13 protein-coding genes are annotated in these 16,832 nt (G+C 53.0%); 6 read left to right on the top strand and 7 right to left on the bottom strand.

Going from position 1 to position 16,832, the window contains the following annotated elements:
* Positions 1 to 52: 52 nt before the first annotated feature.
* Positions 53 to 985 carry a transcriptional regulator MelR gene (gene melR, locus QEN32_RS20205; RefSeq protein ID WP_000106992.1) on the bottom strand — a complete coding sequence of 311 codons (933 nt, stop codon included), beginning with the start codon at positions 983 to 985 and terminating at the stop codon, positions 53 to 55.
* A 268-nt stretch (positions 986 to 1,253) separates the two neighbouring features.
* Between melR and melA the strand changes: the two genes are divergently transcribed.
* Together melA and melB are read left to right on the top strand one after the other, a co-directional pair.
* Positions 1,254 to 2,609: an alpha-galactosidase gene (melA, locus tag QEN32_RS20200; RefSeq protein WP_001728428.1), complete on the top strand. Its 1,356-nt coding sequence runs from the start codon at positions 1,254 to 1,256 to the stop codon at positions 2,607 to 2,609.
* Between the two features lie 83 nt (positions 2,610 to 2,692).
* Complete coding sequence (gene melB, locus QEN32_RS20195; protein ID WP_023208380.1) at positions 2,693 to 4,123, top strand: melibiose:sodium transporter MelB; 1,431 nt, start codon at positions 2,693 to 2,695, stop codon at positions 4,121 to 4,123.
* A gap of 97 nt (positions 4,124 to 4,220) precedes the next feature.
* On the opposite strand, the gene fumA is transcribed toward melB, so the two are convergent.
* The 5 genes from fumA to QEN32_RS20170 form a co-directional block, all read right to left on the bottom strand.
* On the bottom strand, positions 4,221 to 5,867 hold the full coding sequence (fumA, locus tag QEN32_RS20190) for a class I fumarate hydratase FumA (protein WP_000037205.1): 1,647 nt from the start codon (positions 5,865 to 5,867) through the stop codon (positions 4,221 to 4,223).
* Positions 5,868 to 5,962: 95 nt separating this feature from the next.
* Entirely contained in the window at positions 5,963 to 7,303 is a 1,341-nt protein-coding gene (gene dcuB, locus QEN32_RS20185; protein WP_000899149.1) for an anaerobic C4-dicarboxylate transporter DcuB, read from the bottom strand.
* A gap of 146 nt (positions 7,304 to 7,449) precedes the next feature.
* Positions 7,450 to 7,716: a hypothetical protein gene (locus QEN32_RS20180; RefSeq protein ID WP_001519837.1), complete on the bottom strand. Its 267-nt coding sequence runs from the start codon at positions 7,714 to 7,716 to the stop codon at positions 7,450 to 7,452.
* Between the two features lie 316 nt (positions 7,717 to 8,032).
* A complete protein-coding gene (gene dcuR / locus QEN32_RS20175; RefSeq protein WP_000611307.1) occupies positions 8,033 to 8,752 on the bottom strand; it encodes a two-component system response regulator DcuR in 720 nt (239 codons plus the stop codon).
* A complete protein-coding gene (locus QEN32_RS20170; RefSeq protein ID WP_023137205.1) occupies positions 8,749 to 10,380 on the bottom strand; it encodes a sensor histidine kinase in 1,632 nt (543 codons plus the stop codon). The genes dcuR and QEN32_RS20170 overlap by 4 nt, the downstream gene beginning before the upstream one ends.
* A gap of 374 nt (positions 10,381 to 10,754) precedes the next feature.
* Here QEN32_RS20170 and QEN32_RS20165 point away from each other — a divergent pair, with 374 nt between their 5' ends.
* The 4 genes from QEN32_RS20165 to QEN32_RS20150 all read left to right on the top strand — a co-directional run bounded on the left by QEN32_RS20165 (position 10,755) and on the right by QEN32_RS20150 (position 15,259).
* Positions 10,755 to 13,184 carry a DMSO/selenate family reductase complex A subunit gene (locus QEN32_RS20165; RefSeq protein WP_000403490.1) on the top strand — a complete coding sequence of 810 codons (2,430 nt, stop codon included), beginning with the start codon at positions 10,755 to 10,757 and terminating at the stop codon, positions 13,182 to 13,184.
* Positions 13,185 to 13,197: 13 nt separating this feature from the next.
* Entirely contained in the window at positions 13,198 to 13,824 is a 627-nt protein-coding gene (locus QEN32_RS20160) for a DMSO/selenate family reductase complex B subunit (RefSeq protein WP_000816143.1), read from the top strand.
* Positions 13,817 to 14,590 (top strand): DmsC/YnfH family molybdoenzyme membrane anchor subunit, encoded by a 774-nt coding sequence (locus tag QEN32_RS20155; protein WP_000544929.1) that lies wholly within the window; start codon positions 13,817 to 13,819, stop codon positions 14,588 to 14,590. The genes QEN32_RS20160 and QEN32_RS20155 overlap by 8 nt, the downstream gene beginning before the upstream one ends.
* A gap of 75 nt (positions 14,591 to 14,665) precedes the next feature.
* Positions 14,666 to 15,259, top strand: coding sequence for a molecular chaperone (locus tag QEN32_RS20150; protein WP_064012713.1), 594 nt, complete (start codon positions 14,666 to 14,668; stop codon positions 15,257 to 15,259).
* 83 nt (positions 15,260 to 15,342) lie between these two features.
* Here the strand turns inward: QEN32_RS20150 and QEN32_RS20145 are convergent, their stop codons facing one another.
* The gene (locus QEN32_RS20145; RefSeq protein WP_265322052.1) at positions 15,343 to 16,743 is read right to left on the bottom strand and encodes a DUF1996 domain-containing protein; all 1,401 of its coding nucleotides are present in this window, start codon (positions 16,741 to 16,743) and stop codon (positions 15,343 to 15,345) included.
* Positions 16,744 to 16,832: the final 89 nt, after the last annotated feature.

Below are 16,832 nucleotides of genomic sequence, written 5' to 3'. Positions count from 1 at the left end.
TGCCGTTTATCGACAGGTGAATTATTTTTTTGGCTGATAGTGGTATCCGGCTTTAGCCGGGCATCGTCTGGCGTCGTTGCTGACTTAGCTTGCGGTATTGTTGCGGCGACATACCGACAAATTTGCTAAAAGTACTGTAAAAACGGCTGCTGGATCGGAACCCGGCAGTCAGAGCGACATCGAGGATCGTTTTGTCAGTATCGCTCAATAAGGCACGTACGTGATTGATGCGCATCGCCGTGATGTACTGCTTCATCGTCAATTGCATAACCCGCTGGAATATTCCCATCGCGTAATTAGCATTGAGTTTGACATGCTCCGCGACGTCGTTAATGGTGAGCGCCTGATCGTAGTTATCGGCAATAAATCCCAGCATCTGGCTTACGTAAAACTGCGCATGGCGTGAGACGCTATTCTTGTGGGTGCGAGATGTTTTATTGAGCAAAATGGGCTGCCAGCCGGAAAGGCTAAAGCGTTTAAGCATCAGGCCGATTTCATCGATCGCCAACTGGCGAATTTGCTCATTCGGGCTGCTTGTTTCCTGCTGCCAGCGCAACACTTCAAAGGTGCTAAGCTGCTGGGTCGCCAGTGATTTAACCACCATCCCGTGCGTGACATGGTTGATAAGATCGCGATCCAGCGGCCAGGAGAGAAACAGGTGCATCGGCAAACTGAAAATCGCCATCTGGCGGCAGTTGCCGGGGCGGGTAAGCTGGTGTGGCGTACAGGCCCAAAACAGGGTGATATGCCCCTGCTTTATCTGCACGACTTCATTGTTGATTAAATACTCCACATCGCCGTCAAACGGAACATTCACTTCTACTTGCCCATGCCAGTGACTGCTGGCCATTCTGTGCGGCGGCCTCAGTTCAACGTCCAGTCGTTGATATTCGGAATAGAGCGACAGCGGGCTACGGGTTTGCTTTTCATCGCCGTTGCACATGTGCGGGTCGGGCGGGAGGAGGGATATTGCTTGCGTACTCATCGTCACTCCATTTCCTGAATTATCAGAATTATGCCCCTTTAGCCGGGAGGAAACCGCGAATCCGGACACAGAATCCGTCGATATTGTAGAGCGTAGCCTGACTATCAGGCCGAATACTCTGCTTTTTACGCTATTTTGTCCCAAAAACTCAGATCTTCCGCGCGCCAGCATACGATCTGAGTTTTCGGGAATGCTCATCGGGGAAGACGGAGGTTTTCACCGGGAACGCGTGCCACCATGAAGGTGTTCACTACTGTTCTGGAGAGTCATGATGACGGCACCCAAAATTACCTTTATCGGCGCAGGTTCTACGATTTTCGTCAAAAATATCCTCGGCGATGTGTTTCACCGCGAGGCGCTAAAATCAGCGCATGTCGCCCTGATGGATATTGACGAAACCCGGCTGGAAGAGTCGCACATTGTGGTAAGGAAACTGATGGACTCAGCGGGCGCTTCTGGCCGGATTACCTGCCATACCCACCAGAAAGCGGCGCTACAGGATGCGGATTTCGTGGTGGTCGCCTTTCAGATTGGCGGCTATGAACCCTGCACCGTGACCGATTTTGAGGTTTGTAAGCGTCATGGTCTGGAACAGACGATCGCCGATACGCTGGGGCCGGGCGGCATTATGCGCGCGCTGCGGACCATCCCGCATCTGTGGCGGATTTGCGAAGACATGACGGAAGTCTGTCCGAAGGCCACCATGCTCAATTACGTCAACCCGATGGCGATGAACACCTGGGCGATGTATGCCCGTTATCCGCATATCAAACAGGTCGGCCTGTGCCATTCGGTACAGGGAACGGCGGAAGAACTGGCGCGTGACCTGAATATCGATCCCGCCTCGCTGCGCTACCGCTGCGCCGGCATTAACCACATGGCGTTTTACCTGGAACTGGAGCGCAAAACGGCTGACGGGACTTATGTCGATCTCTATCCTGAATTGCTGGCGGCCTATGACGCCGGACAGGCGCCGAAGCCCAATATTCACGGCAATGAACGCTGCCAGAACATTGTGCGCTACGAGATGTTCAAAAAGTTGGGCTACTTCGTCACCGAGTCATCAGAGCATTTTGCCGAGTACACGCCGTGGTTTATTAAACCGGGACGCGAGGATCTGATTGCACGTTACAAGGTGCCGCTGGATGAATATCCGAAACGCTGCGTAGAACAACTGGCGAACTGGCATAAAGAGCTGGAGGAGTATAAAACCGCCGAGCGTATCGACATCAAACCGTCCCGCGAGTACGCCAGCACCATTATGAACGCTCTGTGGACCGGCGAGCCGAGCGTGATTTACGGCAATGTGCGTAATGAGGGGCTGATTGATAACCTGCCGCAGGGAAGCTGCGTGGAAGTGGCTTGTCTGGTGGATGCCAACGGCATTCAACCGACGAAGGTGGGGACGATCCCTTCTCATCTGGCGGCGATGATGCAGACCAACATCAACGTGCAAACGCTGTTGACCGAAGCCATCCTCACGGAAAACCGCGATCGCGTGTATCACGCGGCGATGATGGACCCTCATACCGCAGCGGTGCTGGGTATCGAAGAAATCTATGCGTTGGTTGACGATCTGATCGCCGCGCATGGCGACTGGCTTCCGGCCTGGTTACGCCGTTAATCTCCAGCCGCGCTGGACGGCAGATCCGGCGTTTAACCTCTACTAACAGAAGGCGGGCGCTGGTAACAGCGACCCGGTACCCTATGAGCATCTCTCTGACAACAAAGCTGAGTTACGGGTTCGGCGCGTTTGGTAAGGATTTCGCCATCGGCATTGTGTATATGTACCTGATGTATTACTACACCGATGTGGTGGGACTTTCGGTCGGCCTCGTCGGCACCCTCTTTCTGGTCGCGCGAATCTGGGATGCGATAAACGATCCCATCATGGGATGGATTGTCAACGCCACGCGTTCGCGGTGGGGGAAATTTAAGCCGTGGATATTGATCGGCACCTTAACCAATTCGCTGGTGCTTTTCCTGCTGTTCAGCGCCCATCTTTTTGAGGGAACCGCGCAGGTTGTATTTGTCTGCGTAACCTACATCCTGTGGGGCATGACGTATACCATTATGGATATCCCATTTTGGTCGCTGGTGCCGACCATTACGCTTGATAAGCGAGAACGCGAACAACTGGTGCCGTTCCCGCGTTTCTTCGCCAGTCTGGCTGGCTTCGTCACTGCCGGTATAACGCTGCCGTTTGTGAACTACGTTGGCGGAGCGGATCGAGGGTTCGGCTTTCAGATGTTTACGCTGGTACTGATTGCGTTCTTTATCGCCTCGACTATCGTGACATTACGCAACGTACATGAGGTGTACTCCTCCGACAACGGTGTAACGGCGGGCCGCCCACATCTGACGTTAAAAACGATCGTTGGATTGATATACAAAAACGATCAGCTCTCTTGCCTGTTGGGAATGGCGCTGGCGTATAACATTGCCTCTAATATTATCAATGGCTTTGCGATCTACTACTTCACCTATGTGATTGGCGATGCCGATCTTTTTCCCTATTACCTTTCTTACGCCGGCGCGGCGAATCTGCTGACGCTGATTGTCTTCCCCCGGCTGGTGAAAATGTTATCGCGACGGATATTGTGGGCGGGCGCCTCCGTGATGCCCGTTCTGAGTTGCGCAGGGCTCTTCGCGATGGCGTTGGCGGATATCCATAATGCCGCTTTAATCGTGGCGGCGGGTATTTTCCTGAATATCGGGACCGCGCTCTTTTGGGTGCTTCAGGTAATCATGGTGGCGGATACGGTCGATTATGGGGAATTTAAGCTCAATATTCGCTGCGAGAGTATCGCTTATTCCGTACAGACGATGGTTGTGAAGGGCGGCTCGGCGTTTGCGGCGTTCTTTATCGCTCTGGTGCTGGGGCTGATTGGCTACACGCCGAACGTGGCGCAGTCTGCGCAAACCCTGCAGGGGATGCAGTTTATTATGATTGTCCTGCCGGTACTGTTTTTCATGATGACGTTGGTTCTCTACTTCCGCTACTACCGTTTGAATGGCGACATGCTGCGCAAGATTCAGATCCACCTGCTGGATAAATACCGGAAAACGCCGCCATTCGTCGAACAGCCGGATAGCCCGGCGATTTCTGTGGTAGCGACCAGCGATGTAAAAGCGTGAGCATGTTCTCTCGTGCAGGCCGGATAAGCCGGATAAGCGTAGCGCCATCCGGCAATTAACCGATAACGCGGCCCGGGAGAACGCCGGGCCTGCCAGGTTATTTCGCGCAGTTAGCGCACTGTTTGCTGACAATCTGCTGGAAGAAATCGTTGCCTTTGTCATCCACCAGGATAAAGGCCGGGAAATCTTCTACTTCAATTTTCCAGATAGCTTCCATGCCGAGTTCCGGATACTCGACGCACTCCAGATGCTTAATGCTCTGCTGTGCCAGTACCGCCGCCGGGCCGCCGATACTGCCCAAATAAAAGCCGCCATGTTTTTTACAGGCATCCGTGACCTGCTGACTACGGTTGCCTTTCGCCAGCATGATCATACTGCCGCCGTGGGATTGCAGTAGATCGACATAAGAGTCCATTCGGCCTGCGGTGGTGGGGCCTAATGAGCCAGATGGATAACCTGCCGGGGTTTTTGCCGGACCTGCGTAATAGATGGGATGGTCTTTAATATACTGCGGCAGGTCTTCGCCGGATTCAATACGCTCTTTTAGCTTCGCGTGGGCGATATCGCGACCTACGATAATGGTGCCCGTCAGCGACAGACGAGTCGAGACCGGGTACTGCGATAGCTGGGCGAGGATCTCTTTCATCGGACGGTTGAGATCGACTTTCACCGCGTCGCCTTCGCCCGCCTGACGCAGCGCTGGCGGAATATACTGGCCCGGATTGTGTTCCAGTTTTTCGATCCAGATGCCTTCGCGGTTGATTTTCGCTTTGATGTTACGGTCGGCCGAGCAGGAGACGCCCATCCCCACCGGACAGGAAGCGCCGTGACGCGGTAGGCGAATTACGCGAATATCGTGGGCGAAATATTTCCCGCCGAACTGGGCGCCGAGGCCAAGTTTTTGCGCTTCTTCCAGCAGTTCCTGTTCCAGGTGGAGATCGCGGAATGCCTGGCCGTGCTCGTTACCTTCCGTCGGCAGCGCGTCGTAATAGTGGGTGCTGGCGAGCTTAACGGTTTTCAGCGTGCTTTCCGCCGAGGTGCCGCCAATGACAAAGGCGATATGGTATGGCGGACAGGCTGCGGTGCCCAGCGTGCGCATTTTCTCAACGAGGAAGTTTTTCAGCTTGCCTGGGGTGAGCAGCGCTTTGGTTTCCTGATAGAGATACGTTTTGTTTGCTGAACCGCCGCCTTTCGCCACGCAAAGGAACTTGTACTCGTCGCCGTCGACGGCATAAAGATCGATTTGCGCTGGCAGGTTGCTGCCGGTATTGACCTCTTTGTACATATCCAGCGGCGCGTTCTGCGAGTAGCGCAGGTTATCTTCGATATAGGTATTAAACACGCCTTTGGAGAGCGCGGCTTCATCGCCGCCGCCCGTCCAGACGCGTTGGCCTTTTTTACCCATGATAATCGCCGTGCCGGTATCCTGGCAGGTCGGCAGAATGCCTTTGGCGGCGATCTCGGAGTTTCTCAGGAATTGCAACGCCACATATTTGTCGTTTTCGCTGGCTTCGGGGTCATTGAGAATGGCGGCGACTTGCTGCTGGTGTTCAGGACGGAGCATAAAAGACGCATCATGGAAGGCCTGCTGAGCCAGCAACGTTAACGCCTGCGGCTCAACGTTGAGGATAGATTCTCCGTTGAATTCACTGACGCTGACATAATCGGAGGTGAGCAGATAATACTCTGTTTTGTCCTCTCCCATCGGGAAAGGCGCCTGATAGATAAACTCTTTTTTCGACATGTGCTTCCAGCCTAATAGTAAGAAAATGTATTAAGAACCTCATGGGCCAGGCTCTAAGTCGCGCGCCGCGCATAACCGGGCGGCGCGCGCGGCCATTACAGGAATCCGTACATTGCGGCAAAGATCCAGCCAAAGACGCAGGAGACGCTCACGCCAATCAAACCCGGCAGAATGAAGCTGTGGTTAATGACGAAGCGGCCAATACGGGTTGTGCCGGAACGGTCAAACTGAATCGCCGCCAGATCGCTTGGGTAGGTCGGCAGGATATAGTAGCCATAACATGCCGGCGCAGAGGCCACGATATACGCCGGATCGACACCGATAGCCAGCGCGACGGGAACAATCGCCGCCAGCGCCGCTGCCTGGGAGTTAACAAACTTGGAGACCAGCAGCAGAACGATGGCGTAGGCCCACGGATACTCTTTGACCATTTCGCCCAGCACGCCCTGAATTTCCGACATATGCGCGCCGAACATGGTTTCCGCCATCCAGGCGATCCCGTATACCGCGACAATCGCAATCATACCGGAACGAAAAACTTCGTTTTTTGAGATAGACGCAGGATTGGTTTTGGTCAGGATGATAATGAGCGCTCCGGTCAGCAGCATAAACATCTGAATGACCAGCACCATCGACAACGGTTTGCCGCCGAAGGTTGGACGTAAGTCGGAGTCCGCGCCCAGGAGAGCGACCACGGCAATCGCCGCCAGGAAGATCCACATCGCCAGCCAGTTGCTTTTCGGCAGTTTTTTATCCAGCAGCGTCGCGGTATCGCCGTACACGTACTGACGGTTTTCCGGTACGGAAATAAATTTCTGAAACGCTTCGTCTTTATCCAGATCTTTACCGCGGAACCAACTAAAAATACCGATTGCCAGGATACCGAGCAGGGTAGACGGGATGGTGATCGACAGCAGATCGAGGAACTCCAGATGTTTTCCGTCAAATGTCACGTTGCCCAGCATCGCTACCAGAGAAACAACGGCGACGGAAACCGGACTGGCGATGATGCCCATTTGCGCGCCGATAGAACTGGCCGCCATTGGACGTTCCGGACGGATATTATTCTTGATCGCCACGTCATAGATAATCGGCAAAATGGTGTAGACCACGTGGCCTGTCCCACACAGAATCGTCAGGGTACAGGTGACGAACGGCGCCACAATAGAGACGTATTTGGGGTTGCGGCGCAGCAGCTTTTCGGCAATCTGCAACATCACATCCAGCCCGCCTGACGCCTGCAACGTTGCCGACGCGGCGACTACCGCGATAATGACCAGCATTACGTCAACGGGCGGTTTACCTGGCTGGAGATGGAAAACAAACACCAGAATGACCAGACCAATACCGCCCAACAACCCGAGCGCGATCCCGCCCTTTCGGGCGCCATAAAACAGACATATTAATATTATGAGAAGCTGTATACTAAATAACATTTTTATTTATCCTCGCGATAAACCCAGTCAATTTTGATAAATGGATCACAGTCATCTTCTGATTTGTGTGAATGAGCATCAGGGAATGACGAATATTCAATGCGCCAGTGGCGACGATTAACGATTAAGCTTTTTACAGAGTTGCTTTAAGTAATTATTTTCTTGCGATGGTGATGTTCAGAGGGAAGCACCCTCTGGCGATGGGCAGGTGGAGTCAGCGAGAGCAGTAAATTATGATTTGTCTGTTTTAAAAACAGGCGTTTATTATTTAATTTTTGTGTCTCGCCATCAGGTAAATCACGAGATAAAGCGAACAGAATGTGACTTATGTGATCATTGTCACGCCATTTTTTTAAATTATTAGTATGGCGTGTGGAGACGCGTATCTGCTCACCAATATACGTATTGTCCATAGGCGTAGCACAAGCTCCATTGCTACAAACATAATTTTATTTAAGTGTCAGGAAAATTCCGGACAAATCCCTTTTTTAATAAAAATACACACTCTCGGCATGGGATAATACTTAATTAACTTTTGTTAGCGTTTTGAAATTAAAAACAGCGCAGAGCGCTGTAATAATAGAAAATAACGTTAACAGGCCTGGGTTGAGTATATTTGATCTGACACAATTTCCCAGGTTTGTTATTAATGTGATAGCGTTTTTATTGGCATTGTTATAATAAATGTTACCAGGATATAACGCTTCGCGTCGGCTTTATGCGGTATCCTTACTGACAATATTGTTTCAGTAAAGAGTAATGTTCCGGCTGAACGCGGTAGCGGTAAACCGGCCTGCCGGTCACGCCGTAATGAATACTGGTAAACAAGATATGGCAATTCACCAGCCAGATGAGATATTTACGGCAGGAGACGCGCGAGATATTCACTTCGTTGGCCAACTCGTCGGTAGAAAATTCCTGCTCCTGATGCGCATCAATCCACTGACATAAGGTGCGTAGCGTTTGCTGCGTCAGCCCTTTTGGCAGCCGGCGAGGCTCCTGCTCGCTGGATGAATTACCGTGAATGAGCAGGTCAAGCTCAGACTGTTCGTAATACTGGCGTTTTTCCATCGCCGTTTTCTTACGTAGCCAGCCGGTCAGCGCTTCTTCAAAGCGCGTGGCCTGAAAAGGCTTGATCAGATAATCCACCACGCCGTAGTGAAGCGAATCTTTAATGGTGGCGGCGTCAGCGGCAGAAGAAATGACAATAACGTCACTTTTGCAGCCTGCGCTGTGCAGGACAGGCAGCAGATCCAATCCGTTTTCCTGCTGCATGTAGATATCCAGCAGGATTAGGTCAATGTGATTTTCACTGTTGAAGATAAACTCTTTCGCTTTTTCCAGCGTCGAAGCGGTTCCACAACAATGAAAACCGGAGATTTGCGCGACATAGCGGCGATTTAACTCCGCGACCATCGCATCGTCATCGACAATTAATACATTGATCATAGGCTGGTCCTTTTTCCATCCCAGGGTAACTGTACAAAAAATTGTGTGAAGATCCCAGGCTCGGACTCCACGGAAATTACGCCGCCAAGCGCTTCAACCTGCTGTTTAACCAGCGCTAAACCGACGCCGCGTTCGGCGCCTTTCGACGAGACGCCTTTTTCAAAAATCGCCTCGATGCGCTCAGGTTCGATACCCGGACCGTCATCGCTCACTTCGCAATGCAGCCAGCCATGACGGTAGTGTAACGAGACGCTGATTTCGCCGCCGGATTCCTGGCTCAACGCTTCCAGCGCGTTTTCAATCAAATTACCCAGCGCCGTAATCAGCACCGTAACCTGATCTTCATTGTTATTATCCGGTAACTGGCTGTCGCTGCTTATCACCAGGCTGTGCCCGAAATCAGAGGCGCGAGTAATCTTACTGAGCAAAAAGCCAGCGATAATCGGCGACTTTATTTTACCCAGCAGCAAACCGATCTCTTCCTGATAGTTATTGGCCGTCTTGATAATATACGCTTCAAGCTGCTTATAACTCTTCAGGTGCAATAATCCCAGAATCACATGTAATTTGTTCATGAATTCGTGGGATCGTTCACGGAGCGCATCCGCGTAGTTCACCATCCCGTCCAACCGCTGCATCAGTTGGCGAACTTCTGTTTTATCCCTGAAGGTGGATATCGCGCCGATAATTTCGCCGTTGCTGCGCACCGGAACGGTATTCACCAGCAGCAGGCGGCCTTTGACGATGATCTCTTCATCGCGGCGCGGCGTACCGTCACGCAACACTTCGCTAATGTCCACCACCTGCGACCAGGCATGACTCAGGGTGGATAATCTGGCATCATCCTGCGTTTTTCGATAATCGAGCAGCGCCTGCGCCGCATGGTTAATCAACGTGACTTCGCCGCTATCATCCACGGCGATAACGCCCTCTTTGATTGACTGCAGCATCGCCTGGCGTTGTTCAAACAGGGTTGAGATCTCATAGGGTTCGAGGCCAAACAGGATACGTTTCAGCACCTTGACCAGCGCATACGTGCCTAATAACCCCACCAGAGCGCCGAACAGAATGGACCAGATAATACTGCCGCGGCTATTGTTGATCTGCTGCGTAACGTGACTGAGTTCCAGCCCAATCGCTACCACGCCGATCTGCCGGTGATGTTCATCATAAACCGGTGTGAAAACGCGCAGCGCTTTGGCAAGAAAGCCGCGATTAATGGCAACGTTTTCCTTTCCCTGCAGCGCGAGCAGAATGTCATCGCCTTTGAACGGTTGACCGATTCGCTGCGTTTCTGGGTGCGAATAACGGATGCCCTGCATGTTGGTCACCACAATAAACAAAAAGCCATTATGCTGGCTCACCGCTTCGGCGAGCGTCTGAATGCCGCTTTCCGCAGGCGGTTTTTTCAGCCCCTCGCGAATTGCCGGAGAGTCCGCCAGCGAGCGAGCCACCGCCAGCGCTTTATCTGCCAGCGCGTCGCGCGTCATGCTGCTGATTTGCGAAAAATAGATCAGATGGACCACAACGAGCACCGAAAACAAAACGGCGCTGACCATCAGAATGACGGTAGTGCCGAGTTTCATGGGGCGTTTGCGTAACGCCCGGCATGGCAGGGAGTGTTTCATAGTGGACCTGAACGGACGAATCGTAAGGTTATTATCCCTGATGAAGCGTCTAATTCAAAGGCATAGGCGATGTTGCTCCAGTGTTGAAAGGCCCGTCTTGCCTTGCAGGGGGCGCTACCTGCTCATGTCGACTGGCAAACGTCATGTCGTTAATTAATATCGCCGGATACCGTGATGGGTAATTTATTTTCATCAGAATTACATAAAATAATTTTTCATTAATTTTTATAATAACGTATGCGGTATCACATTTTATTTTTACTGACGTTCAGAATGCGTTTGATCACAATCAATCAGCACAAATATTTAATCTATTATGATTAGTTTTCATTACATATTATTAATAATTATGGAAGCAATGTGAGAAATAAAAAATGGAAATAAAAAAATGGCTGAACACAACCATAACCCGACGTGATGCTATTGTCGCTACTGCAAAAGTAGGGGCGGCGGTGACGCTAAGCCAGGCGATTACGCTGCCTTTTGCTACCACTGCCCAGGCGCAGGATACCCCGATACCGAAGGATGCCAACGGCGAAACCGTCAGGCACAGCGCCTGTCTGGTCAACTGTGGCAGCCGATGCCCGCTTAAGGTTATCGTGAAAAATGATCGCATTGTGCGTATTGAGCCGGAAGACGCGAAAGATGACGCGGTATTCGGCGAGCATCAGATTCGTCCCTGCCTGCGCGGGCGTTCCAGTCGCTGGCGCGTCTATAGCCCGGATCGCATTAAGTATCCGATGAAAAGAGTGGGAAAACGCGGCGAAGGAAAATTTAAACGTATTTCATGGGATGAGGCCACGGCCTTTATTGCGGCGGAATTAACGCGCGTTAGCGAACAATATGGCCGGGAAGCTATTTATTATAATTATCAATCCGGGGCATATTATCATACGCAGGGATCGCCCGCATGGAAGCGATTGTTAAATCTCACCGGTGGCTATTTAAATTACCATAATACCTACTCGACCGCGCAAATCGCGACGGCAACGCCCTATATGCATGGTACCTATGTTGGTAGCCATTTTACGCAGATCGCGCATTCCGATCTGGTGGTGCTATTTGGCCTGAATCTCTCAGAAACGCGGATGTCCGGCGGCGGTCAGGTTGAAGAGCTGCGCCGGGCGCTGGAGACCTCGAAAGCCCGAGTCATTATTATCGATCCGCGCTATACCGATTCGGTGATTACCGAACACGCCGAATGGCTACCGATTCGCCCAACCACGGACGCCGCGCTAGTCGCCGGCATAGCGCATACGCTGATTACCGAACAGCTTCTCGACGAGGCGCTGGTAAACCGCTATTGCGTCGGCTATGACCGTAGCACCTTGCCGGACACGGCTGCGCCTAACGCCAGCTATAAAGATTATGTTCTTGGCACGGGCGATGACGGTATCGCGAAAACCCCGGAATGGGCGGCGGATATCACCGGAATTCCGGCAACGCGTATTCGCCAACTGGCGCGCGAAATCGCCTCGGCGCGCGCCTGCTATATTTGCCAGGGCTGGGGGCCGCAGCGTCATGCCAACGGCGAACAAACCGTGCGTGCTATTCAGACGCTGCCAGCGTTAACCGGCCACTTCGGGCGGCCCGGCACCAACAATGGCAACTGGCCTTACGGTACGCCGTATGGCGTGCCATTGTTGCCTGTCGGTAAGAATCCGATCACAACCTCTATTCCTTGCTATCTGTGGACGGACGCCATTCAGCATCCGGAGAAAATGACCGCGACGACAATGGGTGTGAAAGGCGCGGACAGGCTAAAAACCGGAATTAAGCTGTTTTTCAACCAGGCCGGTAATACCTTGCTGAATCAGCACGGCGAAACGAACCGCACCCGACAAATTCTCGCGGATGAATCGCTGTGTGAAACCATTATCGTGATTGAAAACCATATGACGCCCAGCGCGATGTATGCGGATCTGCTGTTGCCGGAGACCAGCTATCTTGAGGCGGAAGACCTGGTGGACAGCTCCTATGCGGCGGGATCGCATAACTATATGATTGCGATTCAGAAAACCGTTAAACCGATGTGGGAAGTGCGCAGCACGTATGACATCTGCGCGGATATCGCCGGGCATCTTGGACTGCGCGAGCAATATACCGAGGGCCGAACTCAGGCGCAGTGGGCGGAGATGCACTATCAGCAGATCCGTGAAAAACGTCCATACCTGCCGGAGTGGAGCGTGGCGAAAGAGATGGGTGTGATTGACCAGCGTATCGCTACCGAGCAGCAGAGCCTTGCGTTTGCCGATTTCCGCGCCGACGCCGAGGCTAATCCACTCTCCACGCCGTCGGGCAAAATTGAAATTTACTCCCAGGCGCTGGCGGATCTGGCGCAAGCGTGGACGTTGCCAGAAGGCGAGCGAATTCCCGCATTGCCGGAATTTTGTCCGGCGAAAGAGTCGCATCTTAACAAAGCGCTGACGGCGAAGTATCCGTTGCAGTTAAGCGGCTTCCATACCAAAGGGCATACCCACTCGACCTACAGCAATGTGCTGATGCTGCATGAGGCGGTGCCGGATGAAGTCTGGATTAACCCGATTGACGCCAGCGCCCGCCAACTGAAGTCCGGCGATCGGGTGCATGTATTCAATGACCGCGGCGTGGTGGAGCTTCCCTGTAAAGTGACCCAGCGCATTTTACCCGGCGTGGCGGCGATGCCGCAGGGCGCGTGGACGCGGCTTGACGGCAACGGCGTTGATGTCGGCGGCTGTATCAATACGCTGACCAGCCACCATCCTTCGCCGCTGGCGAAAGGCAATCCGCAGCATACCAATCTGGTTGAAATTAAACGCGCTTAAGGAGTGATGTACGATGAAACAGTATGGCTTTTATGTTGACTCCTCGCGCTGTTCAGGCTGTAAAACCTGCCAGGTAAGCTGCAAGGATAATAAAGATCTGGATGTCGGTCCGAAACTGCGCCGCGTCTATGAATATGGCGGCGGAAGCTGGGTGAAAGAGGGGGAAAGCTGGCATCACGACACCTTTACCTACTACCTCTCTATTGCTTGTAACCATTGTGATGAGCCGGTATGTGTCTCCGGCTGTCCGACCGGGGCGATGCATAAACGCAAAGAAGATGGTCTGGTCGTGGTGGATGACAGCGTATGCGTCGGCTGTCGTTATTGTGAAATGCGCTGCCCCTACGGCGCGCCGCAGTTTGATACGCAGGCGAACGTGATGCGTAAGTGCGACGGTTGTCTTGACCGACTGGAGAACAATCTGCGCCCTATCTGTGTGGATTCTTGCCCGCAGCGAGCGCTGGATTTCGGCCCTGTCGATGAATTACGGGCAAAATATGGCACGGAGAATCAAATCGCGCCGCTGCCTTCAGCGTCGTTCACCCATCCTAACCTCATTATTAAACCGCATCCGAAAGCGAGACCCACGGGCGATACGGAAGGCGCAATCATGAACATTCGGGAGGTGCGCCATGCATGAGTTACCGCTGGTCTTTTTTACGGTGTTTACCCAGAGCGCGGTTGGCGCGTTTATTCTGCTGCTGATTGGCGGCGCAATGGGGCTGGTCGCGCCGCGGCGCAAGGCTATTGGTCTGTTCTCGGTGATGTGCCTGTTTGGGCTGGGCGTCATTGTCGGCACCTTCCACGTCGGGCAACCGCTGCGTGCGCTGAATATGCTGCTGCGCGTCGGACATTCGCCGATGAGTAACGAGATTGTCCTGTCGGCGGCTTTTGCGGCGCTCGGCGGACTGGGGGCGCTCGGTTTGTTGCTGAACCGGGCGACGCCGCTGTGTAACGCGTTGGTCTGGTTGGCGGCGATAGTCGGAGTAGTCTTCTTATACGCCGTTCCGCAGATTTACCAACTGCCGACGGTGGCGACCTGGCGTTCATCTTACACCACGGCAATGATGATATTGACGCCGTTGATTGGCGGCGGCGCGTTGGCGGCATTGTTTGGCGTGCGCCGTCTGGGGCTACTGGTCAGCGTGTTGGCGATTTTGGTGAGCTTTTGTCTGCGCCCGGGCTATATGGCGACGCTGATGAGCGCCGATAGCGCTCTGACCGCCGCGCAGCATAGCTGGTTTACCGCCCAGGCGATATTGCTGGCGGCGGGCGTGGTCGGGGTGGTGGTCTGCGCGCGCCTGAAATCGAGCGCTGCGGTGCTGGCCATGACGGCTGTGGTGGTTATCGCGGCGGAGTTGGCGGGTAGGATTGCGTTTTACAATCTGTGGACGCTGCCAATGTAGTTTTTTGCCCGGTTTATGCCATGTAAGCCTGATCAGCGTAGCGTCATCAGGCGAAATATTTCAGGAGCTATTGCTATGCTTTCCCGTGCTGTTTTGCCGCGTATCCTCGGCGCACTGTTTTACTACTCCCCTGAGAGGCCGGAGGTGAAAGCGTTGTTCGATTGTTTGCCAACGTTGCCTGAGCTTTACCCCTGGCGCGATCGCGGACATATTGAATCACTGTGTGCGTCATGGTCGCTACCGGATGATGATGCGCTTACATGGCAATTTTCTGTGTTGTTTGAAGGCCAGGGAAAGATGCCCGTCCCGCCCTGGGGATCGGTCTATCTGGAAAAAGATAATTTGCTGATGGGGGAAACCACCGCCGATTATCGAGCTTTTTTACAGTCGCAGGGAATGGTATTCACTGACCGTGAACGCGAGCCGGAAGATCAGTTTGGCCTGATGCTATTGGCCTGTAGCGATCTGCTGGCACGAGGCGACAACGTGGCGGCCAACCGGTTACTGGAGGCGCATCTGCTGCCCTGGGGATTCCGCTATCTGGAATTGCTGCAACGCAATACCGTTAGCGCCTTCTATGCCCGGCTTGCCATCGTAGCGACCTGTTATCTGCAGGATGTTCAGCAGCAACAGGGACTACAGCCTGAGAGTAAACGGTTGTTTTTCTGAGGTATTGGTCAGGTTTTGATGACGTGCCGTAATACTTGTGCCGCCATTGTGCCCGCTGTTGCGTCAGCGGGCACAGTTTACTATTACAGCTCCGGCGTCTTTTTGAAACCGGTCAGCATCAGCACCAGGCTCTGTTTTGAGTCCGCTGGCGTGAAATCGTAGTGATTTCCCTGACGGTCGCCGCCGATATACCAGGATATTTCCGTTTTCCCTTCCGCCAGCGCTTTGCGCACCGCTTTATCGACATCAACCATGCGATACTCATGTGAATGGTCCAGATATAACACGGCATCGGAACGGTAGTTGATCGCCGGTTTATTGTTCCAGGACACGGTACTGACGTGCCAGTCACTGCTGGTCGGGTAAAAGAAAATTTGATCGGCGCCGTTCGCTTCCGTTTTGCCGCCAAAAAGGCGAATACGGTATTTGAATAGCGAAGCGTCCATATTGGCAGGCAGGGGCGGGATCTTAAATTTCACCAGCGTGAGCGTTTCCGGGTGCTGCGTGCGTCCGCCATTTGTCCAGTCATCCTGTACGTACAAGGTATCGACGCTGGCATGAGGCTTGTCGTCTTCGCTACTTACCCAGGTATTTTCTTCCGCTTTACTGTAGGCGTAAGGAACCGTAGTGCCGCAATCCAGTCCCTGATTCATACACAGATCCGTCATAAACTGCGCGCCATCTTCCGTCCAGCCATTAATAAAATCGGCATGGGCGGTATAAAGACTTCCCCAGCGCTCTTCCCGGGTTTCGCCATGCATTACCGGGTCCATCGACAATTCCACTTTAGACGTATCCAGCGAGGAGATCTGCGGGAGTACCCAGGCGATGTTCATATTAACCGTCGGGATTTTGACCGGATAGTCTGCGGAACATTTCCCGTGGTCGGCATAGATAGCGTTATTGTGGCTATGGGTCGGTTTCAGGTTGACGCCATCCCAACAGTTGGGGAAAGCGATCCCGATATTAAACTGGACGGCATCGCCCGCTTTACGCAGGCCGCATATTTCGCCTACCTTGTTGGTGTAACCTTTGCCGTTGGCACATAAAAAGGTGATTGCGGAACTGGGGCCAGTACCGTGATGATCGCCTGCCAGTAACTCCAGCCCGGCCGGGAATGGATGGAGCGGATATTGCGCTACATTTGTGGATTGATAATAGGTCTTTTGGTAGGCCGGATTTACGATTTCACCATCGGGTAATTTCATGGACGGCGCCCAGTAAGCGGAGCTGTCGGCTTTATTATCACAGGTGGTATCGGGTTGCGCGCGCAACGTCTGGTAGGTAGAGACCGCGTCGGTGTGGGTGTTGCCAAAAAAGTCATGCCACATCGCCTGATTCGCTTTACCAAACATCATAATCGCGTCATCGCCCAGCGTGTGGTGATAGCCGCACACGACATGTGCCTGAGGACCGGCATGGGCCGGGAATGCGCCAGCGGCAACGAGCGTAGCCAGGCTGACGGTAATAAGGTTGAGTTTCATTTTTTTGCTGCCCGGTTGAATAGAAGTGGGAGCAGCAATAGCAGATCAGATTGCGGTGTTACATCTCATTAATTATCACTTTTTGTCAT

It is taken from the genome of Salmonella sp. SA14318 (assembly GCF_029866905.1).
Lineage (GTDB): Bacteria > Pseudomonadota > Gammaproteobacteria > Enterobacterales > Enterobacteriaceae > Salmonella > Salmonella enterica.
The sequence above is the reverse complement of the archived record's forward strand: the minus strand, read 5'-3'. Positions and strand labels throughout refer to the sequence as shown.